The organism is Mumia sp. zg.B17, assembly GCF_019550915.1.
Taxonomy (GTDB): Bacteria; Actinomycetota; Actinomycetes; order Propionibacteriales; family Nocardioidaceae; genus Mumia.
Map to the genome: position 1 here is coordinate 620,435 of NZ_JAHWCI010000008.1, position 21,395 is coordinate 641,829.

At 68.6% G+C, this 21,395-nt stretch carries 23 protein-coding genes and 1 tRNA gene; 11 read left to right on the forward strand and 13 right to left on the reverse strand.

Going from position 1 to position 21,395, the window contains the following annotated elements; all coding sequences use genetic code 11:
• Window positions 1–14 precede the first annotated feature (14 nt).
• Window positions 15–1,253 (forward strand): sigma-70 family RNA polymerase sigma factor, encoded by a 1,239-nt coding sequence (locus KV097_RS16365; RefSeq protein WP_308289467.1) that lies wholly within the window; start codon window positions 15–17, stop codon window positions 1,251–1,253.
• Between the two features lie 1,026 nt (window positions 1,254–2,279).
• Here KV097_RS16365 and KV097_RS16370 read toward each other — a convergent pair.
• Both KV097_RS16370 and KV097_RS16375 read right to left on the reverse strand, forming a co-directional pair.
• Window positions 2,280–3,068 carry a TIGR04255 family protein gene (locus tag KV097_RS16370; RefSeq protein ID WP_220366460.1) on the reverse strand — a complete coding sequence of 263 codons (789 nt, stop codon included), beginning with the start codon at window positions 3,066–3,068 and terminating at the stop codon, window positions 2,280–2,282.
• Window positions 3,069–3,499: 431 nt separating this feature from the next.
• A tRNA-Arg gene (locus tag KV097_RS16375) sits at window positions 3,500–3,572 on the reverse strand.
• A 181-nt stretch (window positions 3,573–3,753) separates the two neighbouring features.
• Here KV097_RS16375 and KV097_RS16380 point away from each other — a divergent pair.
• From KV097_RS16380 to KV097_RS16390, 3 genes are all read left to right on the forward strand, one after another.
• Complete coding sequence (locus tag KV097_RS16380; RefSeq protein WP_220366461.1) at window positions 3,754–5,616, forward strand: hypothetical protein; 1,863 nt, start codon at window positions 3,754–3,756, stop codon at window positions 5,614–5,616.
• A 553-nt stretch (window positions 5,617–6,169) separates the two neighbouring features.
• Complete coding sequence (locus tag KV097_RS16385; RefSeq protein ID WP_220366462.1) at window positions 6,170–8,002, forward strand: phosphoenolpyruvate carboxykinase (GTP); 1,833 nt, start codon at window positions 6,170–6,172, stop codon at window positions 8,000–8,002.
• A gap of 144 nt (window positions 8,003–8,146) precedes the next feature.
• A complete protein-coding gene (locus tag KV097_RS16390) occupies window positions 8,147–8,383 on the forward strand; it encodes a hypothetical protein (protein ID WP_220366463.1) in 237 nt (78 codons plus the stop codon).
• 144 nt (window positions 8,384–8,527) lie between these two features.
• Here the strand turns inward: KV097_RS16390 and KV097_RS16395 are convergent, their stop codons facing one another.
• Window positions 8,528–9,550: an LLM class flavin-dependent oxidoreductase gene (locus KV097_RS16395; RefSeq protein WP_220366464.1), complete on the reverse strand. Its 1,023-nt coding sequence runs from the start codon at window positions 9,548–9,550 to the stop codon at window positions 8,528–8,530.
• Between the two features lie 64 nt (window positions 9,551–9,614).
• Here KV097_RS16395 and ygiD point away from each other — a divergent pair, with 64 nt between their 5' ends.
• On the forward strand, window positions 9,615–10,487 hold the full coding sequence (gene ygiD, locus KV097_RS16400; RefSeq protein WP_220366465.1) for a 4,5-DOPA dioxygenase extradiol: 873 nt from the start codon (window positions 9,615–9,617) through the stop codon (window positions 10,485–10,487).
• Between the two features lie 116 nt (window positions 10,488–10,603).
• On the opposite strand, the gene KV097_RS16405 is transcribed toward ygiD, so the two are convergent.
• Both KV097_RS16405 and KV097_RS16410 read right to left on the reverse strand, forming a co-directional pair.
• Entirely contained in the window at window positions 10,604–12,046 is a 1,443-nt protein-coding gene (locus KV097_RS16405; protein ID WP_220366466.1) for an MFS transporter, read from the reverse strand.
• 171 nt (window positions 12,047–12,217) lie between these two features.
• Window positions 12,218–13,435: an arginine deiminase gene (locus KV097_RS16410; RefSeq protein WP_220343052.1), complete on the reverse strand. Its 1,218-nt coding sequence runs from the start codon at window positions 13,433–13,435 to the stop codon at window positions 12,218–12,220.
• Between the two features lie 23 nt (window positions 13,436–13,458).
• Between KV097_RS16410 and KV097_RS16415 the strand changes: the two genes are divergently transcribed.
• Window positions 13,459–13,860 (forward strand): DUF4446 family protein, encoded by a 402-nt coding sequence (locus tag KV097_RS16415; protein WP_308289468.1) that lies wholly within the window; start codon window positions 13,459–13,461, stop codon window positions 13,858–13,860.
• On the opposite strand, the gene KV097_RS16420 is transcribed toward KV097_RS16415, so the two are convergent.
• The 6 genes from KV097_RS16420 to KV097_RS16445 all read right to left on the reverse strand — a co-directional run bounded on the left by KV097_RS16420 (window position 13,857) and on the right by KV097_RS16445 (window position 18,007).
• Window positions 13,857–14,951 (reverse strand): phosphatase PAP2 family protein, encoded by a 1,095-nt coding sequence (locus KV097_RS16420; RefSeq protein WP_220366467.1) that lies wholly within the window; start codon window positions 14,949–14,951, stop codon window positions 13,857–13,859. The two genes, KV097_RS16415 and KV097_RS16420, sit on opposite strands and share 4 nt — an antisense overlap.
• A 90-nt stretch (window positions 14,952–15,041) precedes the next feature.
• Window positions 15,042–15,680, reverse strand: a complete 639-nt coding sequence (locus KV097_RS16425; protein WP_220366468.1) for a LysE family translocator — start codon at window positions 15,678–15,680, stop codon at window positions 15,042–15,044.
• Between the two features lie 72 nt (window positions 15,681–15,752).
• On the reverse strand, window positions 15,753–16,526 hold the full coding sequence (locus tag KV097_RS16430) for an ABC transporter permease (RefSeq protein ID WP_220366469.1): 774 nt from the start codon (window positions 16,524–16,526) through the stop codon (window positions 15,753–15,755).
• Window positions 16,523–17,299, reverse strand: coding sequence for an ATP-binding cassette domain-containing protein (locus KV097_RS16435; RefSeq protein ID WP_308289469.1), 777 nt, complete (start codon window positions 17,297–17,299; stop codon window positions 16,523–16,525). Before KV097_RS16435 ends, KV097_RS16430 begins: the two co-directional genes overlap by 4 nt.
• Window positions 17,296–17,655 carry a DUF1048 domain-containing protein gene (locus tag KV097_RS16440; RefSeq protein WP_220366470.1) on the reverse strand — a complete coding sequence of 120 codons (360 nt, stop codon included), beginning with the start codon at window positions 17,653–17,655 and terminating at the stop codon, window positions 17,296–17,298. Before KV097_RS16440 ends, KV097_RS16435 begins: the two co-directional genes overlap by 4 nt.
• A 1-nt stretch (window position 17,656) precedes the next feature.
• Window positions 17,657–18,007, reverse strand: a complete 351-nt coding sequence (locus tag KV097_RS16445) for a PadR family transcriptional regulator (protein WP_220366471.1) — start codon at window positions 18,005–18,007, stop codon at window positions 17,657–17,659.
• 131 nt (window positions 18,008–18,138) lie between these two features.
• Between KV097_RS16445 and KV097_RS16450 the strand changes: the two genes are divergently transcribed.
• From KV097_RS16450 to KV097_RS16460, 3 genes are read left to right on the forward strand one after another with little or no spacing between them, the layout of a single operon-like run.
• Window positions 18,139–18,489: a helix-turn-helix transcriptional regulator gene (locus KV097_RS16450; protein WP_220366472.1), complete on the forward strand. Its 351-nt coding sequence runs from the start codon at window positions 18,139–18,141 to the stop codon at window positions 18,487–18,489.
• Entirely contained in the window at window positions 18,486–18,968 is a 483-nt protein-coding gene (locus KV097_RS16455) for an SRPBCC domain-containing protein (protein WP_220345815.1), read from the forward strand. The genes KV097_RS16450 and KV097_RS16455 overlap by 4 nt, the downstream gene beginning before the upstream one ends.
• 32 nt (window positions 18,969–19,000) lie before the next feature.
• A complete protein-coding gene (locus KV097_RS16460; protein WP_220366473.1) occupies window positions 19,001–19,342 on the forward strand; it encodes a DUF2200 domain-containing protein in 342 nt (113 codons plus the stop codon).
• Here the strand turns inward: KV097_RS16460 and KV097_RS16465 are convergent.
• On the reverse strand, window positions 19,339–19,842 hold the full coding sequence (locus KV097_RS16465) for an alpha/beta fold hydrolase (RefSeq protein ID WP_220366474.1): 504 nt from the start codon (window positions 19,840–19,842) through the stop codon (window positions 19,339–19,341). The two genes, KV097_RS16460 and KV097_RS16465, sit on opposite strands and share 4 nt — an antisense overlap.
• Before the next feature lie 89 nt (window positions 19,843–19,931).
• On the opposite strand from KV097_RS16465, the gene KV097_RS16470 reads away from it, so the two are divergent.
• Entirely contained in the window at window positions 19,932–20,300 is a 369-nt protein-coding gene (locus KV097_RS16470; RefSeq protein ID WP_220366475.1) for a putative quinol monooxygenase, read from the forward strand.
• A gap of 31 nt (window positions 20,301–20,331) precedes the next feature.
• A complete protein-coding gene (locus tag KV097_RS16475) occupies window positions 20,332–20,865 on the forward strand; it encodes a GNAT family N-acetyltransferase (protein ID WP_220366476.1) in 534 nt (177 codons plus the stop codon).
• A gap of 32 nt (window positions 20,866–20,897) precedes the next feature.
• Here KV097_RS16475 and KV097_RS16480 read toward each other — a convergent pair whose 3' ends face one another.
• Window positions 20,898–21,359, reverse strand: coding sequence for a cupin domain-containing protein (locus tag KV097_RS16480; protein ID WP_220366477.1), 462 nt, complete (start codon window positions 21,357–21,359; stop codon window positions 20,898–20,900).
• Window positions 21,360–21,395 lie beyond the last annotated feature (36 nt).

Sequence of the window (21,395 nt, forward strand, 5' to 3'; positions counted from 1 at the left end):
GCGGAGGCTGAGACGTGCTGGACGCACGGGTGCTCGAGGACGTGTGGCGGCGCGAGTCCGCGCACGTCCTGGCGGCGCTGCTGCGACGGCACGGCGACCTGGCGGACTGCGAGGATGCCGCACAGGAGGCGGCCCTCGCGGCCTCCGTGCAGTGGGAGCGCGACGGACTCCCGCAGAATCCTCGGGCCTGGCTGATCCGGGTGGCCTCGCGCCGCCTGGTCGACACGGTCCGCTCGGGCCGGGCGCGGGAAGAGCGCGAGGCGACGCACACCGACCGTATGGACATGCCGGCCAACGCCGACGGTGACGCCCGCCGTACGGATGCCGACGACACTCTCCGTCTGCTCGTGCTCTGCTGCCATCCCGCCCTCAGCCGCGCCTCCCAGGTCGCCTTGACGCTTCGCTCGGTCGCCGGCCTGTCCGCGAGCCAGATCGCGGCCGCCTACCTGGTGCCCGAGAGGACGATGGCTCAACGCCTGAGCCGTGCGCGCGCGACGCTCCGTGCCGCCGGAGCGCGGTTCGAGCTGCCGCCACCCGCGGAGGCAGCCTCACGCCTCGCCGCTGCGCTGGACGTCTGCCACCTGATGTTCAACGAGGGCTACGTGCGGAGCTCGGGCGAGCACCTCCTGGACGCCGACCTCGCCGGCGAGGCGATCCGCCTCACCCGACAGCTCCACCGCGCCGTCCCCGAGCACGACGAGGTCACCGGTGCGCTCGCGCTGATGCTCCTCACCCACGCGCGGGCACCGGCGCGCACCACTCCCACCGGCGACCTCGTCCCGCTGGCCGAGCAGGACCGTCGCACGTGGGACGCGACGCAGATCGCGGAAGGCGTACGGCTCCTCGAGGAGGTCCTTCCGCGCGGCCACGTCGGGCGCTTCCAGCTCCAGGCGGCGATCGCCGCCGTGCACGCGGAGTCACCGACGTGGGAGGAGACCGACTGGGCACAGATCAGCGTGCTCTACGCGATGCTCGACGCCGTCGCCCCCAGTCCCGCGGTCACGCTCAACCGTGCGGTCGCCGTCGGCATGGCGGTCGGCCCCGCGGAGGGCTTGGCGCTCGTCGACGACCTGCTGACCGATCCGGCGATGCAGCGGCACCACAGGACCCACGCCGTCCGAGCTCATCTGCTCGAAAGCGCCGGTGAGCTCGCCGGGGCCCACGCCGCCTACCAGCGGGCCGCGGCCCTCACCGCGAGCCTGCCCGAGCAGCGTTACCTCAACCGACGCGCGGCACGGCTCCCGCGCTCGTAGCGCCGTACGGTGTCGGCGGACCACGTGCACATTCTCTTCGCTAACGGCATGCGGTCGCGAACGGTGCCCGAGCCCTCACGGTCCTGGCACCTCAGGGGGCGTTCCAAGCCATCGGAAGCTCGAAACGATCGAATCTCGTACGATCTTCTTCTCGGTTTTCGGCATGCTCGGAGAGACGGTTCGCACGAGCCCGTGCGCCTCCCCCAAGACGCAGTCGTCAGGATCATCCTTCTGGATAACACCTGCCACACCCCCGTCCCTTACGCATCGCGTGCTGAACTCGATCGCATGGTAGGTGGAACGGTCGTACATGCGTTCAAGTTCCACTCCAACCTCGGCGCGAAAGGACTCCAAATGGACTGACATACCGTCACCCTTGTCGAACTGCAGTGAGGCACGCCCAGGTTCAGGCTCAGCCGTAAGCAGGTTGGGGACGATGTAATTCGGTCTCCGGAGTATTCGCCTGTAGAGCATTTCCTCAGGTGGGATCGAATCGTCGTTCCAGAGCCAATGACTCACGTGATTGCCGTCAGTGACGCGAAACGAACAGGGACCGCCACTTCGGGTTGTTCGCTATGACCTCAGAGGTGAGGTCACGAAGGTAGGAGCGAAGACGCGTCTCAGAAGGTCCCGAGTACACGTGCACCCCCCGTCGCGAAACAATAGAGAAGTTGGCCTGACCGAATTCGTCAACCTCAATTTCTATCCGGCGAACTCCGGCACGCCACTCTGCGATCAGAATCTGATCCGACTCATCGTAAGTAATTGTCGGAAACACTGAGTTAGTTGCGAGGACATTGCGGAGAACACTGAGTAGGCGACGGCGCGCTAGCTGGGTGGGTTCACCCAAGCCGAGATCTTGCAGATCGAGGATCAAACGGTCAAGGTCGTGGCGCGCGTATTCGAACGCGGCGATTCGCGGCCACGAATCACTTGGCTGAGTGTCGGAGATCACGACCCATCCCTCGGCCCGACTTCGCGCATCGCGCGAGGCCCACGTCTCCGCGTGCTTCTCAAGGATCATTGTCATGACATCCTTCCCCATGCCTCATGCATTTCCACGCTCGTGAACTCAACGAACTTGCGAATCAATTGCCGGTGGGCTACGTCTAGTCCTGCCAGTCGTAGATTCGACTCATCACTCAATAGGTCTCGTTCTGATTCGATGGCGAGGAACGTACCGTCGTCATCGACATCCAGACTGAGATTCACACTGCACCCCTCCATGCCCTCATCAGTGCACGTGTGTAGTCTCAGTCCTGAGTAAGTCGCATTCAGGGACTCCCCCACGTCTTCGATGTCCGGGGCGGACCATCTCGTAGCGATGCCGACGATCATCTGCTGGGCCGAATAGCCCTCGATCCTATTGACGTACTGGCATTCCGCACCAGCCAGGATGAGCGCCTCAGATGTCTCGGCCTCGACCGCGGCCTCGAACTGAGCGAACCGCTCCGCCATCGTCGTCGAAAGTGAATCGAATCCGGGGTATCTAGAGTCCGGGCTGAAACTCCAAGACAGAATGAAGCGGTCATTCTGAATGGCGAGATTCTGCTGGTCGTCCTCGGCAGACCACATCAAGTATGGAAATGGCCAGGCCCGCGGCGAGACCGGGACGACGGCCATTTCTTCGCCACCTCGGTTGCGCGGCCGCAGTGGCGGCAACTCAGCGGTGACCGGATAGTCATTTCGCCATCGCTCACGCAGGGAAGAGAAGTGGCTGACTTGCAGTCCTTCGACGGGCTCAAAGTAGACCGCCAAGTAGACACTGCGCACAGGAGGATGGGCGAAGCGGGCCTCTTGGCTCAACGTGTCCACGCTTGGAGGATAGCCGAGATCTACATCTGTGCCGCCAGTTTCCACTGTGTCAGCGAGGACTCGCTTGCAGTCACCGCGAGGACGATCGAATCACAAGGCGACACCGGTTGCCTGATCCCGTGGCAAGCGGCTCAAGCAGGCGTTCCTCGAGCCCGCCCTTATCCCCACTTCGAGAGAGTCACCATCCGAGACAGAGCCGCCGGCCGGCAGCGGCGGCGGCTCTGCATGCGTGCCCACGGAGGGTTGCCACGCGGTTGGGTGCGTGAGGAGTGATGCAACGAAGACGCGCCGCCCTTATCCTGCCCGCGCCCGAGCCGGCCCTCAGTACATGAGCGACCGACCGGCCACGGCCCGCAGGTTTACCCAGAGCGACTCGGCAGAAGAACGCAAGAGGCCCGGCACCATGGACGGTGCCGGGCCTCTCACTCCTGCGCGCTCGAAGGGATTCGAACCCCTAACCTTCTGATCCGTAGTCAGATGCTCTATCCGTTGAGCTACGAGCGCCCGCCTCGCACACCGGCGAAGCGACCCCTACTCTAGCGGGTCGTTCGCGGAGACCGAAATCGGGCTCCCCCGCCCGAACATTCTCGCCCCGGTGACCCCCGCGGGGCACTAGGTTTCGGTCCGGCGGCACAGCCCTCTCTCGGGTCGATCTGCCGTCCTCCCCCGTGAAACCGAGGTAAACATGACCGCACACGCGCGCGCCCGCAGGCGTACGCTCACGATCGTCGCGGCGGCCGCGACGGCCGTCACCGCGACCGCGCTGGCCGCGACCGGCCCGGCGATGGCCGAGCCCGTCGCCGCGACCGCCGCTGTCGGGTCCGCCTGTCCGGCGGCGTTCCCGCCGGCCGAGCTCGTCCGGGCGACCACGACGACGCCCGGCACAGCCGTCGAGGGCCTGACCGTGTCGACCGGCACCGAGACCGACACGGTCACCGGTGAGTTCGTCGGGACCATCGAGGACGGCATCGCACCGGGCGTCGACATGCTGGTGTTCAAGATGCGCGGCTCGCGGATCACCGACTCCGCCGGCAACGTCGACCGCGGCATCTGGGCCGGCATGTCGGGCACCCCGCTCTACGCCCCCGACGGGCGTCTGGTCGGCGCGGTGGCGTACGGCCAGTCGTGGTCGCCGAGCGAGTACGCCGGTGTCACGCCGGCTGCCGACCTCTACCGCTCGGGGTCGTACTCCTCGGCCGCCGCCTCGGTCCGGATCACCTCCAAGGTCGCGGACTCGATGCGTGCCACCGGTGCCTCCAAGGCTGCCGGCTCGCTGCGCCGCCTCCCGACACCGATCACCATCCCCGCCGGCGTCCCGTCGTCGAAGGCGGCGGCGATCGCGAAGAAGGCGAAGCTCAAGAACGTCACCTTCCGCAACGGCGGCGCGAGCAGCCGGACCGGGACGAAGGCGATCCCGGTCTCGGCCGGCTCCAACGTCGCCGCCTCCTACTCGTACGGGTCGCTCCCGCTCGCCGGCGTCGGCACGACCACGGCCGTCTGCGGCTCGACGGTCTACGCGTTCGGGCACCCGATGGACTGGCTCGGCAAGACGCGGATGTCTCTGCACGGCGCCGACGCCGTCTACGTCGAGCGCGACCAGATGGAGGGGTCGTTCAAGATCGCCAACCTCGGCGCGCCGATCGGCACGTTCACGCAGGACCGTCTGACCGCGATCGTGGGCACCCTCGGCAAGGCGCCGACCGGCCCGACCGTGCGGACCACCAACCGCTTCGAGAACCGCAGCCGCTACTCCGCGACCACGGTCATGTCGCAGGACTGGCTGTCGACGGTCGGAGCGACGCAGTCGAGCTACGACGGATGGACCGTGACCGACGGGACCTTCGGTGGCGAGGCCCGCGCGTACCGGTCCATCAAGGTGCGCCGCGCCAACGGCCAGATCCTGACCTACACGCGCAGCGACGTCTATGCCGACAGGTACGACATCACCGCCGGTGCCGCCGACCAGTTCGCGGGTGACATCGACTCGATCCTCTCCAACGACTACGAGGACGTCACGATCGTCGACGCCGCGCAGACGACGACGATCAGCGAGGGCTACAAGGCGTACCGGATCTCGCGTGTCGACGCGAAGCAGTTCGGGCGGTGGACGAAGGTGACCGACGAGGGGTTGATGGCTCGTCGCGGCGGCTTCCTGCGTCTGCGTGTCACGCTCGCGCGCGAGCGGGGCTCGATCGGCCCCGCCAAGAAGATCGTGAGCCTCAAGGTCGCCGTCCCGCGCAGGAAGTTCAAGCGGCCGATCGGGATCCTCAACGTCTCGGGAGGCACCAGCCTCGGCTACGAGGATGACGAGTACTACGAGGAGTACGCCGAGGACGAGTACTCGACGGCCAGCGATGCGTCGTCGCTGCCCGGACTCCTCAAGGCGATGACACGGGCGGAGCGCGGCAACGAGGTCACCGCACTCCTCAGCATGGGCGCCGGACGACGCGCGGTCGACAAGATGCACCGTCGCGCCACCTCGACGATCGTCACCGGCCAGCTCATGGTCCCGGTGATGCAGTACGGCAAGCCGCCGAAGAAGCGCTGACACCACGGCGTACGACAGAGGGCCCGCACTCCCGCAAGGGGGTGCGGGCCCTCCGCCTTTCCGCTCGCGGGTCACTCCCTGGCGCTCGCGGGTCACTCCCTGGCGTTCGCGGGTCACTCCCTGGCGTTCGCGGGGCACCTTTGGTCCTGAGGGTGACCCGCGAGCCGAAGAGAGTGACCCGCGAGCCGAAGAGAGTGACCCGCGGGCGGAGGGGGTCGTGGGAGGTTGCGACCCTGTCCGGAGATTGTGAAAAGCCAACTAGTTGGACGACTGTCCTGGTTCGACCCTTTTGAACTCGATTTGTGGGCCGGATCAACTTAAAACCGCAGGCCAGAGGCCCTTGTGAGAATGTTCACTATCTCGAGGCCCGTGTGAGGCGGGGGCGCGAACGGGGCATACATTGGCGACACGGCTCTCGTCCTTCGGGACCGCGCACCGGTCCCGCAGCGTGAGCCTCGCCCACCTATCCACATCAGCTGACCGGTCACGGGATTGGCCTGGCCAGTGCGAATCAACACGCTTGAATCGCGATGCGAGAAGGACACAGATCATCATGGCCGCAGACATCACCACCGACGCCCCGACAAGCACCTACAGGTCGAGCCACGCCGAGCTCCAGACCTGGGTCGACGAGGTCGCCGCACTCACCAAGCCCGACTCGATCACCTGGATCGAGGGGACTCCCGAGGAGTGGACCCGCCTCACCGACGAGCTGGTCGCCGCCGGCACGTTCGTGCGGCTCGACGAGAGCAAGAAGCCCAACTCCTTCTGGTGCGCCTCCGACCCGACCGACGTCGCGCGCGTCGAGGACCGTACCTACATCTGCAGCGTCGACAAGGCCGACGCCGGACCCACCAACAACTGGATGGCTCCGACCGAGATGAAGCGCATCATGATCGAGCTGTACGACGGCTCGATGCGTGGTCGCACGATGTACGTGATCCCGTTCGTGATGGGCCACATCGACTCCGCTCACCCGATGTTCGGCGTCGAGATCACCGACTCCGCCTACGTCGTCGCGTCCATGTCGGTGATGGCGCGTGTCGGCCGTGAGGTCCTCGACCGCATCGAGAGCACCCACGCGTCCTTCGTCCCCGCGCTGCACTCCGTCGGCGCGCCGCTCGAGCCGGGCCAGGACGACGTGCCGTGGCCGTGCAGCGACACCAAGTACATCGTGCAGTTCCCCGAGGAGCGCATGATCTGGTCGTACGGCTCGGGCTACGGCGGCAACGCCCTCCTCGGCAAGAAGTGCTACTCGCTGCGCATCGCCTCCGCGATGGGCCGCGACGAGGGCTGGATGGCCGAGCACATGCTGATCCTCAAGCTCACCTCGCCCGAGGGCGTCGTCAAGTACGTCGCCGCGGCGTTCCCCAGCGCCTGCGGCAAGACCAACCTCGCGATGGTCGAGCCGACCATCGAGGGCTGGAAGGTCGAGACCCTCGGCGACGACATCGCCTGGATGCGCGTCGGCGCCGACGGCCGCCTGTACGCCGTCAACCCTGAGTTCGGCCTGTTCGGCGTCGCGCCGGGCACCGGCTGGGACACCAACGCCAACGCGATGCGCACCATCGCCAAGGGCAACTCGGTGTTCACGAACGTCGCGCTGACCGACGACGGCGACGTGTGGTGGGAGGGCATGACGAAGGACGCGCCCGCGCACCTCACCGACTGGAAGGGCCGCGACTGGACCCCGGAGTCCGACGAGCTCTCGTCGCACCCCAACAGCCGCTTCTGCACCCCCATCCGTCAGTGCCCGATCCTCGCGCCGGAGTACGACGACCCCAACGGCGTCCCGATCGACGCGATCCTCTTCGGCGGTCGCCGCAAGACGACCATCCCGCTGGTGACCGAGGCCCGCGACTGGACCCACGGCACCTTCATGGGCGCCACGCTCTCCTCGGAGACCACGGCCGCGGCGACCGGTGCGGTCGGCGTCGTCCGTCGCGACCCGATGGCGATGCTGCCGTTCATCGGCTACGACGCCGGTGACTACTTCAGCCACTGGATCTCGATGGCCAAGAACAACGACGAGTCGAAGTTCCCCAAGATCTTCTACGTCAACTGGTTCCGTCGTGACGACGACGGCTCGTTCCTGTGGCCGGGCTTCGGCGAGAACAGCCGCGTCCTCAAGTACGTCGTCGATCGCATCGAGGGCAACGTCGACGCCGTCGAGACCCCGATCGGTCTCGTGCCGGCGCCCGGCGCCCTCGACACCGACGGGCTCGACGTCAGCGAGGAGCAGCTTGCGAAGGCCCTCGCCGTCGACGCCGACGAGTGGAAGACCGAGATCCCGCAGATCAACGAGTGGTTCGAGACGTTCGGCGACACGCTGCCGGCCGTGCTCTGGACCGAGCTCGACGGTCTGAAGGCCCGCCTCGAGGCCTGAGCTCTGGCGCGGCGCCCCGTACCCTCACGCAGGGTGCGGGGCGTCGTGCTGTCCGGGGCGCGTACGACTGGGGTCTGACCCGCCGCCCGCAGCACGGGCCCGAGGGCTGACGGGTCACGGCGCGCGCCGCCGTACGGTCACGGAGTGCTGATCTCCGACCCGCTCTCACGCCTGATCGCCGAGGCCGCCACCGGCCTCCCCTCCCCGCTCGCGACAGCGGTGGAGCTGCTTTCCGACATCGGGCTCGTCGTGCTCGCGCTGGTCCTGGCGGCCGCCTCGTACGGGCGTGGGCCTCGCACGCTCGCCATCGGGCTCGCGGCCGGAGCCGGCGTCGTGCTGGCGTACGGCGCCAGCGAGGTGCTGAAAGGTCCTCGTCCGTGACGAGCGGCCGTGCCGCGCTGTCGACGTGCTCGCGACCTGCCCCGCGGAAGGCGACTGGGCGTGGCCGAGCAACCACGCGACGATCGCCGCCGCCCTCGCGACGGCGGTGGTGCTGATGGCGCCGCGGTGGTGGGGTGAGCGGCGTCAGGCCGACCGGGGCGACCAGCCGATCGCCGGCAGGACCTCCTCGGTCAGGGCGGCGAGGTGCTCGACGTTGTAGGCGACGCCGAGCATGTTCGGCACCGTGATCAGCAGTGTGTCGGCATCCCGTACCGCGGCGTCCGCGGCGAGCTCCTCCGCCAGCGCGGCGGGCTCACCGACGTACGACTTCCCGAACCGCGACACCAGCCCGTCGATGACCCCGACCTGGTCTGCGTCCGAGCGCTCGCCGAAGTAGGCGCGGTCGGTGTCGTCGAGCAGCGGCACGATGCTGCGGCTGACGGAGACCCGCGGCTCGCGCTCCCAGCCCTGCTCGGCCCACGTGTCGCGATAGCGGGCGATCTGCTCGGCCTGGAGCTGGTCGAACGGCACGCCGGTGTCCTCGGTCAGCAGCGTGGACGACATGAGGTTCATCCCCTGCTTCGCGACCCACTCGCCGGTCGCCCGGGTCCCCGAGCCCCACCAGATGCGGTCGCGGAGCCCGTCGGACTGCGGCTGGATCGAGAGCGGCACCTGCTGGCCGGTCATCGCGGGGTCGGACAGCGCCACGCCCGCACCCCTGATCGCGGCGAGGAAGATCTCGGCATGCGTCCGCGCCATGTCGGCGTCGGTCCCGCCCTCCGGCGGCACGAACCCGAACGACTCGTACCCGCGCTGCGCGTTCTCCGGTGATCCGCGGCTGATGCCGAGCTGGAGCCGGCCCGCGCTGATCAGGTCGGCGGCGGCCGCCTGCTCCGCCATCGCGAAGGGGTTCTCGTAGCGCATGTCGATCACGCCGGTCCCGATCTCGATCCGCGACGTCCGCGCTGCGATCGCGGCCAGCAGGGGGAACGGCGACGCGAGCTGGCGCGCGAAGTGGTGCACACGCACGTACGCTCCGTCGAGACCGAGCTTTTCGACCTCGACGGCGAGATCGATCGTCTGGAGCAGCGCGTCCTGTGCCGTACGGACCTGCGAGCCCGGGACGGCCTGCCAGTGGCCGAAGGAGAGGAAGCCGACGTTCTTCATCTCCCCATGGTAGATGAAGTGTCAACTACCTCCGGCCTCCGGGGGCTTGGGCGACAATGACGACATGGCCGACCTCGCAGCCCCCTCCCTCATGCCCGCCGCGTTCATCGGCCACGGCAACCCGATGAACGCGCTCGAGCGCAACCGCTACACCGCGGCATGGCGTGCGCTGGGCGAGTCTCTGCCGAAGCCGCGCGCGATCCTCGTCGTGTCGGCGCACTGGTACATCAACGCCACGGCGGTCACCGCGATGCGCACCCCGAGGACGATCCACGACTTCTACGGCTTCCCACGCGAGCTGTTCGAGGTGCAGTATCCGGCGCCCGGGATGCCCGAGCTGTACGAGGAGGTCTCCGACGCCGTGCACCCGACGTGGTGCGGCGAGGACCAGGACTCCTGGGGCATCGACCACGGCACCTGGTCGGTCCTGACCCACGTCTTCCCCGACGCCGACATCCCGGTGGTCCAGCTGAGCATCAACGCCGACAAGGGCCTCGACTACCACCTCGACCTGGGCCAGAAGCTCAACGCCCTGCGCGCCGACGGGGTGCTCGTCCTCGGCAGCGGCAACGTCGTCCACAACCTCGGCGGGATGGACTGGGGACTCGCGGACGAGGGGTACGACTGGGCACACCGCTTCGACGAGTCGGCCAGGGAGCTGATGGCCGAGGACCCGACCAACATCGCGACGATGGACGCGCACGCCGACTACCGGCACGCGGTGCCCACGCCGGACCACTTCCTGCCGTTGCTCTATCTCGCCGGGATGGCCGACCAGTCAGGCCGTGGAGCGGACGTGCTCGTCGACGGCTACACGTACGGGTCGCTGTCGATGACGGCGTTCACGCTCGACCTGGACTGCCCGGACGCCGGTGCGGGAGCTCCCACAGGTGATCCCGGCACCCCTGCCTCGCCCCCGGACGGCTCCAACATCTGACCCGTCCGGCCCCGGCCCTCCCTCCCCGTCCCCGATTTGTGCACTTGGTCGAGGAATCCCCGGCCCGATTCCTTGAGGAGGTGCACAAATCGCGGACGGAGCGGGCGGGCAGGGAGTCAGTCGGCGAGCGCGGGTTCCGGCTCGCGGTCGACGTCGAGCCCGCCCTCCAGCTCGCGCCGGCTCATCTTCGGGATCAGCAGCGCGACCAGCGCCGCGACCAGCAGCGCCGCCGACAAGAACAGGAACCCCGCGACGTACGACGACTCTCGCGGCTCCCCGCCGCGTCCGAGCTGGCCCGTCACGATCGTCGCCATCACCGCCGAGCCGACCGCGCCGCCGATCGTACGGATGTTGGCGTTCATGCCGCTCGCCACGCCGGTCTGCTCCGGCGGCACCGCGGCGACGACGAGGCTCGCCAGGCAGGCGAAGACGGCGCCGAGGCCGATCCCGAACAGGCCGCTGGCGATCGCCGTCTGCCACGGCTCGTGGTGGACGAGGCCCATCGCCCCGAGCCCGATCGCGCTCAGGAGGCAGCCGATCACCACGACCGGCTTGGGGCCACGGATTCGGGTGAGCGGCGCGGTGACGAGTCCCATCACGAACGTGCCGACCGCCGAGGGCAGCATCAGCAGGCCCGACTGGGTGATGGACGCGCCGAACCCGTAGCCGGTGACGCTCGGGTCGGTCTGCAGCAACCGTGGCGTGAACGCGAACGACGCATACATGCCGACGCCCATGAGGAACGCGACGAGGTTGGCGGTCCACACCGCGGGGAGGCGCATCATGCGCAGGTCGATGAACGGTACGGCGGCCCGCTGCTCGACGTACACCCATCCGAGGAGCAGGACGACCGCCGCGATGAGGAGGCCGACGACCAGCGGCGCACCCCACCCGACGCGCGACCCCTCGCTGATGCCGATCAGCAGCGCCGTCAACCACCCGGCGAAGAGCAGCGTCGGGAGCAACGGGATGCGGCCCGGCGTGCGTACGGGGGACGCGGGCACGAGGAGCCACGCCGCGACGGCCGCGGCGCCGGTGACGATCGCCGGCAGCCAGAACAGCCACACGTAGCCCAGCCCGTCCACCATCGGCCCCGCCACCACCGTGCCGAAGCCACCGCCCGCTCCCATCAGGGCCGACGTGAAGCTGATCGCGCCGGAGATCTTGGGCTCGGGGAACTCGTCGCGGATGATCCCGAACGCCAGGGGTACGACGCCGCCGCCGACGCCCTGGATGACCCGCGCCGCGATCATCACGCCGACGTTCGGGGCGAGCGCAGCGACCACGGACCCGACCGCGAGCAGCCCGAGCGCGTACACCAGCACCCGCTCCTTGCCCGTCGCGTCACCGAGTCGGCCGGCCAGCGGCGTGAAGACCGAGGCGGAGACGAGGTAGGCAGTGACGACCCAGGTCACGGTCGTCGCGTTGGTCCCGAGCTCCTCCTGGATGCGCGGGAGCACCGGGATCGTGAGCGACTGGACCAGGGCGAACGACGCGACTCCGACGCACAGCACCGCGAGCGTGACGCGATAGTGCGTACGACGCGCGGTCGAGATCACCCTGGCCCCCTGTCACGGCGGCCGCGTGGGTGCGACCAGTCCTGCTATGCAACCAACCACAGGCCGTACGGGTTCATTCCGGCCGGGGGGCGTTTCGGGTGCTCACACCTCAGACGCCACGATCCCACCCCGAATACGAGGTGGGATCGTCGGACTTCCGGTGCGAGCACCTCAAACGCCGGGCACCACCGGGTCGCGCGCGATCGGGCACGACATGCAGCGAGGGCCGCCGCGCCCGGTGCCGAGCTCCGAGCCCTGGATCCGGATCACCTCGATGCCCGCGGACTCGAGCCGCGCGTTGGTCTCGATGTTGCGCTCGTACGCCACGGCGAGCCGCGGCGCGATCGCGAGCGTGTTGTTGCCGTCGTCCCACTGCTCACGCTCGGCGGTGACGGCGTCGAGCCCGGTGTCGATGACGCGCAGCCGGTCGATCTGCAACGCCTTCGCGGCCGCCTCGAGGAACGGAGCCGGCTCGTCGATCGACAGCGCGGTCCCGGAGCCCTCGGTGACCGGGTAGGCGCGGAGCGTGTCGGCGACCGCCGGATACATGACCACCGCGTCGACGTCGACCATCGTCACGACCGTGTCGAGGTGCATCGTGGCGCGGTCCTGCGCGATGGGCACCGCGAGCACGGTGGTCGCGAGGTCGTGCGCGAAGCACTGCCGCGCCAGCCGCTCGAACCCGGCCGGCGTCGTACGCTCTCCGACTCCGACCGCGATCACGCCGTCTCCGAGCAGCAGCACGTCGCCGCCCTCGAGGTGCTCGAGACGCGGCCCGTGGACGCGGGGAACGTGGGCGAACCGCGGGTGGTGCTCGTACACGATCTGCGTCAGGTGCGACTCGCGGGAGCGCGCGGGCATCGCAAAGCTCGTCAGCGCGACCTCGTCACGTAGCCACACCGATGAGTCGCGGGTGAAGAGGAGGTTGGGGAGCGGGTCGATGAGGAAGTCCTCGGGCTGCAGCAGCACGGTGACGACGCTGCGGATGCCGTCGAGCTCGTCGTTGCGCAGGCCGGCGGTGAGGATGGCGGCCAGATGCTCGGGGTCGTACGTCGTGAGCGCTCCGACGAGGTACTCCGCCACCGAGTCGCCGAGCCGCAGGTCAGCGGTGACGTCGGAGATCGCGGTCGCGCGGGCGGCGGGGTTCTCCAGCGTCTCCACGAGGAGGTCGCGCAGATAGAGGACCTCAACCCCGTGCGACTCCAGGGCACCCGCGAACGCGTCGTGCTCCTCCTGCGCCCGCCCCACCCAGGGCAGGCCGTCGAAGAGCAGGGAGTCGTTGTTGCGCGGGGTGAGCCGCTTGAGCTCGGGACCTGGCCGGTGGAGCATCACCGTGCGAAGGCGTCCGACCTCGTTCACCACACCCGGCGGGTTGACTTCGGCATCCATCCGTTCACCTTAGGCTGGACCCCGTGGCCCTCGCAGTCTCGCTCCTCGCCCTGGTGGTCGCGGCCCTCGCTCTGGGCCTCGTCACCGCGAGTGCCCGCAAGGCGCGACCCGACACTCGGCCGGTCGACCACCTGCCGCGAGACACCGCAGCGCTGCGGCGGGAGGTCGCCGCGCTGGCCGACGTCCAGCGGCACACGTTCCGGCACATGGCGGTCGTCCGCTACGACGCGTTCGGCGACACCGGCGGCGCGCTGTCGTGGTCCCTGGCGCTGGCCGACGACTCCGGCGGCGGCGTCGTCCTGACCTCGATCCACGGGCGCAACGAGACCCGGACGTACGCCAAGAGCGTCGCCGGCTGGAGCAGCGAGCAGACGCTGACGCCGGAGGAGGAGCGGGCCCTGTCCGAGGCCCGCGGGACGGGCTAGGCCGAGCCAGACGAGCTGGAGCCCGACGAGGTGGAGCCCGACGAGGTGGAGCTCGGCTCCTTGACGCTGCTGTAGCGCGTGCGTTCGCCGCGCCGGCGCTCCCAGGCGTCGCAGCCGATCATGACCGCGAGGGCGAGGGCGAAGCCGCCGATGATGTCGATCACGTAGTGCTCGGCGTAGTAAACGAGAGTGAACGACATCACGAGCGGATAGAGCAGCAACACCCAACGCCAGCTCGTCCGCAGGCGCTGGACCCCGTAGAACGCGATCAGCGCCGCGAGCCCCGCGTGCAGCGACGGCATCGCCGCGACGGGGTTGCCGACGTTGGCGAGGACCAGGTGGAACCCGCCGAGGCCCATGTCGGACCAGCCGCGGCCGGTGAGGCGTACGACCTCGTCGGCGAGATAACCGTCGCGCGAGGCCATCCACGGCGGGGCCATCGGATAGAGGATGTAGATCACGAGCGCGCCGAAGCTGATCGCGAGATAGCGACGCATCCAGCGCACCCACTCGGTCCGGGTCATCAGCCACAGGACGACGGCGATCGAGAGGCCCGCGATGAAGTGCGTGAAGTAGACCGTGGTGAAGACCACGTCGTACCACTGCGGCGGAGAGTCCAGCGAGCACGGCTGCTCGCAGAGCCAGTCCTGCAGGTGGCGGGTCGGGGTGGTGCCTCCGCCGAGCCACTCGTCGAAGACGATCGGCTCGGTGACGTGCACGGGCAACGGGATCAGCTCGTCGGCGAGCCCGCGGCTGTAGAGATAGACGAGCAGGAACGCGACCGGTCCCCACCAGTCGCGGAGGAACTGCATGTGCGTACGCCAGCCCGCGCCGAAGTTCCACGCGATCGTGAGGACCCACAGCCACGCGACGATCTGGACGACGTCGGTCGGCAGGCCGATGAAGGCGAGCCACAGCCCGAACCCGCCGACGAAGACGACCATCGCGGCGATGCGCCCGCGTCTCGAGGTCAGCGGGTTGTTGTCGGGCACAGCGCTCTCGGGCATGCCGTCCTCGTCCAGCACGCCGTCGTCCAGCAAGCCCTCGTCGAGGACGTCAGAACGCGCCGGGTCGCGGGTCGACTCGTCCACTCAGCCCCCTACGATCTCGCGCGCTCGAACCCAACGTTAGGACGCCACGGTGTCATACGCGATGTGATTAGCCGCCTACGGGTCGGCGAGTCACGCGGGCTTGGGCGCGTCCACGGCGAGCTTGACGCCGACCATGCCGAGGAGGCTGCCGCTGATCCGGCGCTGCCACGCCATCCACGACGGCCGACTCGCGAGGAACGCGGCGATCCCGCCGGCCACGATGATCAGCGTCGCGTTGACCACGGCGCTGACGGTGATCTGGATACTGCCGAGCACGAACCCTTGCAGCACCACGTCGCCGCGCGAGAGGTCGACGAACTGCGGGATCAGCGAGACGTACATGATCGCGGCCTTGGGGTTGAGCAGGTTGGTCGTGAGACCCATCGTGAACAGCCGCCGGTGGGAGTCGCGTGGGAGGTCGCGTGCCTCGAACGCGGAGAGGCCGCCGGGCCGGAGGGTCTTCCAGGCGAGCCAGAAGAGGTAGGCGGCGCCGGCGATCTTGAGCGCCACGTACAGCCACGGCACCACGACGAAGACCGCGGCGAGACCGACGTTGGCCATCACCATGTAGACCCCGAAGCCGACCATCGTGCCGAGGAGCGACACGAGGCCGGCGAGCGGGCCTTGGCTGATGCTGCGGGAGACGAGGTAGATCATGTTGGGCCCGGGTGTGAGCACCATCCCGAGGGCGACGAGCGCGATGCCGACAGCGGCGGCGGTCTCGATCATGCGCGGCTCCTCGGCTCGACCAGGCACTCTGCCTCCGAGGGTGCCACGCGCCTCTCGGGCGCAGCACGCGCTTTATGCCGTGGCGATCTTGCGGTGGTAGGCGCCCATGGCGAGGACGTACGCGACGACGAGGATGCCGAGGCACCAGGCCAGGGCGACCCAGAGGTCGTTGCCGACGGGCTGCTCGGCGAACAGCGCGCGGATCGAGTTGACGATCGGCGTGACGGGCTGGTTCTCGGCGAACCACCGCACCGGAGCGGACATGCTGTCGGTCGGGACGAACGCCGAGCTGATGAACGGCAGGAAGATCAGCGGGTACGAGAATCCGCTCGCGCCGTCGATCGTCTTTGCGGTCAGGCCCGGGAGCACCGCCAGCCAGGTCAGAGCGAGGGTGAACAGGGCGAGGATGCCGAAGACGGCGAGCCAGTCGAGCACGGTGGCGCTCGTCCTGAATCCCATCACGAACGCGACCGCGATGACGACCGCGACGGAGACCAGGGTGGCGACGAGCGAGGTGAGCACGTGCGCCCACAGCACGGACGAGCGGGCGATCGGCATCGACTGGAAGCGCTCGAAGATGCCGGCCTGCTGGTCGGTGAAGAGCCGGTAGGCGGTGTAGGCGATGCCGGAGGCGATCGTCATGAGCAGGATGCCGGGCAGCAGGTAGTTCACGTACGAGCCGGTGTCCTGACCGGTGTCGATCGCGCCCCCGAACACGTAGACGAACAGCAGCATCATCGCGATCGGGGTGACGACCGTGGTGATGATCGTGTCGGGGCTGCGGGAGATGTGGCGCAGCGACCGTCCGGTCAGCGTGGTGGTGTCGGGCAGGAAGTGCGTGGTCATCTGGACTCCTTGCGGTCGGCTCCGACGATGGAGAGGAAGATCTGCTCGAGGGTCGGCTGCTTCTCGACGTACTCGACCTCGGCGGGCGGCAGCAGCCGTTTGAGCTCGGCGAGGGTGCCGTCGGCGATGATGCGACCCTCGTGGAGGATCGCGATCCGGTCGGCGAGCTGCTCGGCCTCGTCGAGGTACTGGGTGGTGAGCAGCACGGTCGTCCCCTGACCGGCGAGCTCCTTGACGGTGTCCCAGACCTCGAGGCGTGCCTGCGGGTCGAGCCCGGTGGTGGGTTCGTCCAGGAAGATCACCGGCGGGTCACCGATCAGGCTCATCGCGATGTCGAGGCGGCGGCGCATGCCTCCGGAGTACGTCGACACCTTGCGACCACCGGCGTCGGTGAGGGAGAAGCGGGCGAGCAGGTCGTCCGCGATCGCGCCCGGGGCCGCGAGGTGGCGGAGCTTGGCGACCAGGACCAGATTCTCCCGGCCGCTGAGGATCTCGTCGACCGCGGCGAACTGGCCCGTGAGGCTGAACGACTCCCGTACCTGCGCGGGCTGCGTCGCGAGGTCGAAGCCGTTGACCGTCGCCGTCCCCGCATCGGCCGTGAGCAGCGTCGCCAGGATCCGGATGACCGTGGTCTTGCCGGCGCCGTTGGAGCCGAGCAGGGCGACGATGCTGCCTGGCGCCACGTCGAGATCGACGCCGCGCAGGACCTGAAGCTCGCCGTACGCCTTCTCCAGGCCGCGCAGCTGGATCGCGGGGGTGGCTGTGGCGGTCACGCGCCCGCCGCCTCGTCGATCGCCTTGATGAGGCGGGCGCGCTCCTTGTCGATCCAGTGCTTGCCCGAGTATGCCGCGGCGAAGGTCTCGGCGAACTCCACCGGGTCGTCCCCGACGATCGCGCGCACCGGCGTCTCGTCGGCGGCGGCTCGCTCCCACAGGTCGGCGAAGTCGTCGAACATCCTCATGAAAGTCTCGCCGTCGGTGATCCCGGAGCAGTACATGAGGTAGCGCTCGAGCGCCTTCGCGGCCGTCTCGTACGGCTCGGGGAGGGCCCCGATGCGGGCCCGGTAGCGCCGGAACTGCTTCTTCTGCTCGAGCGACCCGATCACGGTCTCTATCCACTTGGCGGCCATCTCAGCCTTCTCCTTCTGCGTTGTCTGTCTGTGCGTGGTGGAGCTGTTCGATGCGCTCGACGAGGAAGCCCCACGTCTTCCAGAACTCGTCGAGGTGCGCCTGGCCCTGGGTGTTCAGGGAGTAGACCTTGCGTGGCGGCCCCTTCTCGGACGGGACCTTCTCCACGTCCACGAGGCCGCGCTGCTCGATCCGTACGAGCAGTGCATAGACCGTGCCTTCGGCGATCTCCGCGAAGCCCTGGTCACGCAGCCACGCTGTGATCTCGTACCCGTACGCGGGTCGTCGGGTGAGGATCGCGAGGACGATCCCCTCCAACGTGCCCTTGAGCATCTCGGTCATCTGCTTGCCCATGGAGGTCACCTCCTCTCGGTACTCAGCGTTGTTGACTACTGGTACATAGTAACGCTGAATAGTCCTTCCGCACGGGTTCTTTATCGACTGAGACATTCCACCTTTCGGTTCACTGTCGTACGGTGAACCTTATGGTTCAGCAATCGCTCGACAAGGTCTTCGCGGCGGTGGCCGATCCGACACGACGGAAGGTCCTCGTACGGCTCGCCGAGAGCCCGGCCGCCGTGAGTGAGCTGGCCGCTCCGTTCGGGATGACGGTGACCGGGATGGCCAAGCACGTCCGCGTTCTCGAGGATGCGCGGCTCGTCACCACCGCGAAGGTCGGCCGTACGCGAGTGTGCCGGCTCGGCGAGGAGCGGCTGGAGGACGCGATGGCCTGGATCGGGTTCTACCAACGGCTGTGGGAACGCCGCCTCGACGGCATGGAGGCCTACTTCACGTTGGGCCTCGGCAAACGCGACACCTTGGAGGACGAGACATGACCGAGAACGAGAGCACGACTGAGGACCTGGCGCTGAGGCTGTCGCGCTGGCTGCCTGCGACGCCGGACGAGGCGTTCGACGCCTACACCGACGCCGAGAAGCAGAAGACGTGGTTCAGCATCCTCGACGAGGAGCCCGGCATCGTCGAGATCGACGTCGACCTCCGCGTCGGCGGCACGCAGACCGCTGTGTGGGGGCCGAGCCGCGACCAGCTCTTCCGCGAGGTGCAGACCTTCGTCGAGATCGACCGCCCGCACCGGCTGGTGACCGACTCGACCGGTTCGGACCCGTCGGGGGCGGAGATGACCACGCACGTCGAGGTGACGTTCGAGGCCGATGGCGACGGCACGTTGATGACCGTCGTGCAGAGCGGGTTCCCCGTGCCGGAGGTTCGCGACTTCTTCACCAGCGAGGTGTGGGCCGGCGCGTTCGACCGGGTCGAGGCCTTCCTGCGTACGCCGGCGGCGCGACTGCGGTGACCCGGGCCGCCGACGGGACTATCCTCACGAGGATGAGCCGCGTCTTCACCATCAGCGTCGCGTCGGTCTATCCCCACTACGTGGCGAAGGTCGAGAAGAAGGGCCGTACGAAAGCTGAGCTCGACCAGGTGATCGAGTGGCTGACCGGCTTCGACGAGGCTGCGCTGAGCAACCACCTGGCGAAGGAGACGACCTTCGAGGACTTCTTCGCCGACGCGCAGCTGAACCCGCACGTCTCCGAGATCACCGGCGTGGTCTGCGGGGTGCGGGTCCAGGACATCGAGGATCCCCTGATGCAGAAGATCCGCTACCTCGACAAGCTTGTCGACGAGCTCGCCAAGGGCAAGGCGATGGAGAAGGTGCTGCGGAGCTAGGCGCCGCGCGCCTCCGCAGCGATCGCCTGGGCTAGTCCCTCGAACTGGTGCCCGCCTGCGGGGTGCTCCACCACGCGCGCCGACGGCATCCGTACGGCGCCCAGCGCCAGGTGCTCGAACGGCACGACCTCGTCGTCGCGGCAGTGGTGCAGCGAGGTGTCCATGTCGGGCTCCGCCCCGTCGTACACGTACTGGGCGACGTCCCAGCCGTCCGGGCTCCAGTCCGGCGTCGCGAGCAGCAGCGCCCTCCGCGGCGCCCACCCACGCTCCGGCAGCACCCACTGCAGGATGGTCGCGCCGAACGAGTGACCGACGACGATGTCGTCGGGGCCGAGAGCTGCCAGCCGCTCACGCACCGGGCCGGCCCATGCGTCGACCGACATGTCCGCGTCGGAAAGCTGCGGGTAGTCCACAGGGCTGTCGAGGGCGTCGCTCAGCGCGTCGGCCATGACCTGGTCCTCCAGGTAGCCGCCCGCACCGTGGACGAACAACACGCGCATCGCTTCACAGTAGAGGAGTGGCGATGTCGAGAATCCGCCCTCGGCTCCGTTCTCCCCATGAAGGCACCCACAACGAAGGGATGACGCAGATGAGTGAACTGATCGGGATCGCGCGGTTCGACTTCCGCGACGGCGACGTCGAGGAGTTCAAACGCCTGTCCGAGCAGGCGATGGAGATCGTCCGGGCCAAGGAGCCCGGCACTCTGGAGTACAGCGTCTCCTTCAACGCCGACGAGACCGAGGCGATCGTGATCGAGCGCTACCGCGACTCCGAGGCGCTCCTTGCGCACGGGCAGAATCTCGCCCACCTCATGGAGCCGGTGATCGCGACCGGCTCGGTGCACGGTGAGCTGCTCGGGGACCCCAGCCCCGACCTGCGCGCCAACTTCGCCGAAGACGGTCCGGTGCAGCTCTTCACGCCGTGGATCTCGCTCTCACCGCAGACGAAACCGCGTTGACGGTCAGCCCCGTACGGTGGACCGTTCACTCGTGATCATCCGACGCGAGCTCCCGGCCGACATCGAGGTGACCCGCGAGGTGACCGCCGCCGCCTTCCGTACGGCCCCGCACAGCGCACCGCCCGTCGAGCCGAACGGCGACCCTGGCGAGGCGACGCTCGTCTCGTGGCTACGCGACGACGACAGCTGGATCCCGCAGCTGTCGATGGTCGCGGTCGAGGGTGACCTCGTGGTCGGCCACGTCGTGGCCACGCGGGCGTACGTGGACGCCGAGCCGGTCCTGGGCCTGGGGCCGGTGAGCGTCCTGCCGGACCACCAGCGGTCCGGGACCGGGACCGCTCTCATGCATGCCGTTCTCGGTGCTGCGGACGCGCTCGACGAGCCGCTGGTGGGGCTGCTCGGCGACCCCGCGTACTACCGTCGGTTCGGCTTCGTCCCTGCGCCGTCCCTCGGGGTGACCGCCCCGGACCCTTCGTGGCGCGACGCCTTCCAGGTGCGGACGCTGACCTCGTACGACGGCCAGACCGGCACCTTCCGCTTCGCCGCGCCCTTCGGCCGGCTCTGAGCAGAGGCCGCAACAGGGCTCAGCCGTTCCCCCTACTCGACCACCTCGGGGGCGGTGGCCATCGCGACACCGTGGCGCTGGGTCACCGACTTGATCACCTCCATCGACTCCTCGACCGGTCGATCCGCCGGCACTGTCCCGGAGAAGTCCTCGAAGAACCGCCCAGCCCTGTCGCCGGACGTGATCGCGATGAACCGCGCCGACTCCCCGACAACCCCGAACGTGCTCGGCGTCCCCGCCGGGAAGACGACCACGCCGCCAGGCTCCACCTCGTACGAGGTGCCGTCGACCATCGCGCTGACACGCCCCTCGAGCAGGAACAGCACGCCCGTCCACGGCGAGACGTGCGGCGGCGCCATCGGTGCGGCGGGGGCGACGACCTCGAACACCTCAAAAGCTCCGCTGTCGTCCTGGATGCCGACCTTCGCGACGTGGTCGCCGTCGATCATCGGAAAGTGCCGCCCCTCTCCGGGCGGGATGTAGACCGTGCTCATAACTCCTCCTCTGCCGTCGTACGCCCAGCGTCGGTC

What these genes read in the sequence shown, in the direction of transcription:
- KV097_RS16380 (WP_220366461.1), top strand. Translation starts at nt 3,754, where the DNA reads ATGACCGCACACGCGCGCGCCCGCAGGCGTACGCTCACGATCGTCGCG.
- KV097_RS16385 (WP_220366462.1), top strand. Translation starts at nt 6,170, where the DNA reads ATGGCCGCAGACATCACCACCGACGCCCCGACAAGCACCTACAGGTCG.
- KV097_RS16395 (WP_220366464.1), bottom strand. Translation starts at nt 9,550, where the DNA reads ATGAAGAACGTCGGCTTCCTCTCCTTCGGCCACTGGCAGGCCGTCCCG.
- ygiD (WP_220366465.1), top strand. Translation starts at nt 9,615, where the DNA reads ATGGCCGACCTCGCAGCCCCCTCCCTCATGCCCGCCGCGTTCATCGGC.
- KV097_RS16410 (WP_220343052.1), bottom strand. Translation starts at nt 13,435, where the DNA reads ATGGATGCCGAAGTCAACCCGCCGGGTGTGGTGAACGAGGTCGGACGC.
- KV097_RS16425 (WP_220366468.1), bottom strand. Translation starts at nt 15,680, where the DNA reads ATGATCGAGACCGCCGCCGCTGTCGGCATCGCGCTCGTCGCCCTCGGG.
- KV097_RS16430 (WP_220366469.1), bottom strand. Translation starts at nt 16,526, where the DNA reads ATGACCACGCACTTCCTGCCCGACACCACCACGCTGACCGGACGGTCG.
- KV097_RS16440 (WP_220366470.1), bottom strand. Translation starts at nt 17,655, where the DNA reads ATGGCCGCCAAGTGGATAGAGACCGTGATCGGGTCGCTCGAGCAGAAG.
- KV097_RS16445 (WP_220366471.1), bottom strand. Translation starts at nt 18,007, where the DNA reads ATGGGCAAGCAGATGACCGAGATGCTCAAGGGCACGTTGGAGGGGATC.
- KV097_RS16450 (WP_220366472.1), top strand. Translation starts at nt 18,139, where the DNA reads ATGGTTCAGCAATCGCTCGACAAGGTCTTCGCGGCGGTGGCCGATCCG.
- KV097_RS16455 (WP_220345815.1), top strand. Translation starts at nt 18,486, where the DNA reads ATGACCGAGAACGAGAGCACGACTGAGGACCTGGCGCTGAGGCTGTCG.
- KV097_RS16460 (WP_220366473.1), top strand. Translation starts at nt 19,001, where the DNA reads ATGAGCCGCGTCTTCACCATCAGCGTCGCGTCGGTCTATCCCCACTAC.
- KV097_RS16465 (WP_220366474.1), bottom strand. Translation starts at nt 19,842, where the DNA reads ATGCGCGTGTTGTTCGTCCACGGTGCGGGCGGCTACCTGGAGGACCAG.
- KV097_RS16470 (WP_220366475.1), top strand. Translation starts at nt 19,932, where the DNA reads ATGAGTGAACTGATCGGGATCGCGCGGTTCGACTTCCGCGACGGCGAC.
- KV097_RS16480 (WP_220366477.1), bottom strand. Translation starts at nt 21,359, where the DNA reads ATGAGCACGGTCTACATCCCGCCCGGAGAGGGGCGGCACTTTCCGATG.